This window comes from Alicyclobacillus contaminans DSM 17975, from assembly GCF_000429525.1.
In the GTDB taxonomy this organism is placed as follows: domain Bacteria; phylum Bacillota; class Bacilli; order Alicyclobacillales; family Alicyclobacillaceae; genus Alicyclobacillus_A; species Alicyclobacillus_A contaminans.
In genome coordinates this window covers 1-1,784 of sequence record NZ_AUCA01000099.1, presented here as the reverse complement: position 1 = coordinate 1,784, position 1,784 = coordinate 1, and the positions used below count along the sequence as shown (strand labels likewise).

The following is a 1,784-nucleotide window of genomic DNA, read 5'->3' as shown; positions in this document are numbered from 1 at the left end:
AAGGAGCATTCCTGTAACGAAGCAATTTCGGATTTGAGGCAATAAAAAACTCCTGATAGTGTTGGGTTTGCCCAAAAACACACCACGTATCAGGAGGTCGTACGACAACATGAGTATAACGCAGAACAGCAAGATTCGCCGCATTACAGATTCAACCCTGGTTGTAGGTGCAGACATTGCCAAGAAGGTTCATGTGGCTCGTGCAAGCGACGCTCGTGGCGTGGAACTTGGTAAGCCCTTGTCCTTTGACAACAGCAGACGCGGCCTGGAGAAGCTACTCACGTGGATTCGCACGCTGATGGCCGATCACGGCTGTGACAACGTCGTATTCGGCGTTGAGCCCACCGGGCACTATTGGATGAATCTCGCTCAGTTCCTTCGTCAGCACGGGATTGGCGTTGTACTGGTCAATCCGCTGCACGTGAAGCGGACCAAAGAGCTGGACGACAATAACCCGACGAAGAATGACCGCAAGGATGCCCGCGTCATCTCGCAATTGGTCAAAGACGGACGCTACTCTGTTCCCAACATTCCCAAGGATGTCTACGCAGAACTGCGCGTGGGAATGAGTCAACGAGAGCGTCTGGTCGAAGACCTGAAGCGAGTTCAAGGGCGTATCCACAACTGGCTCGATCGATTCTTCCCGGAGTTCACGGAAGTGTTCAGGGATTGGGAGGGCAAAGCAGCGCTTGTTTGCTTACGAAAATGCCCTTGTCCACAGGACGTCCAAGCCAAGACGGCCGATGAGATTGTCCGCATGTGGAGAGAAAGTGGGATTCCACGCGGCGTAGGTAAGAAACGCGCTGCCGCTCTTGTGGATGTCGCGTCTGACTCCATTGGGCTGACTGAAGGGCTTCAAATGGCGCGACAGGAACTGAACATCCTGCTTAGCCAGTACGACCTGTTACAGGAACATTTAGGCGCTCTAATGGAGCAAATCGAGGGGCTACTCAACGGAGTTCCAGGAGTATCTCAGATGCTCAGCGTGCCTGGCGTTGGAGTCGTTACTGTGGCAGGCTTCCTTGCCGAGGTCGGCGACCTGTCCTCGTATGATCACTGGCGGCAGATTCAGAAACTGGCCGGGTTCAACCTAAAGGAGAACAGTTCCGGGAAGCACAAAGGCCGGACAAGGATCACGAAACGTGGACGGCCAAGGCTGCGGGCTCTGCTGTACCGTTGTGTACTGGCACTTGCGGCCAAGAATCCACAGTTTCGGGCACTGCACCAGTACTTCACGACACGTGTGGATAACCCACTCAGGCCAATGGCGTCACTGATTGCGCTTTGCTGTAAGCTGATTCGCGTTCTTTTCACGCTCGGGCGTAGGCAAGTCCCATACGACCCTGAAAAGGCTTTGGGACCGATTCACTCGAATCTGCTGCTCGCAGCGTAACAAGCTACCTTGGGCGCTTACTCATCCGTACGCAAGTAGTGCAATTGAAAAACGAAGCACGGAGAAGCCGGTACGATATTCACCATACGGGCTATGACCCTGCTAAGGAGATAAACTGGCCTCCACCCTTCGACAGGCAGAACGATGGAATGCAAAGGGCCGAACTGAGGACCCCGTGAGACATGGGAGGGTACGCCGCGAAGGTGGTTGTGGAGAACCACTGTGCGACCAAATTTTTGAAAAAGGGGGCGAACCCCCAACGTGATCGCACAACCCTTGTCCAGAAGATTTCTACTACAGGAGTCTGACAGCACTCCATCTACTGAGTCAAATGCAAAAAGCTACGAATGAATGAGAAAACAAGAGAAAATGAAAAGATCATTGAGGGAGG

The 1,784-nt window shown here is 53.3% G+C and carries 1 protein-coding gene; it reads left to right on the top strand.

The features are described from left to right. The first annotated feature begins 109 nt into the window (after window positions 1-109). Complete coding sequence (locus G463_RS0117255) at window positions 110-1,393, top strand: IS110 family RNA-guided transposase (RefSeq protein WP_026976120.1); 1,284 nt, start codon at window positions 110-112, stop codon at window positions 1,391-1,393. Window positions 1,394-1,784: the final 391 nt, after the last annotated feature.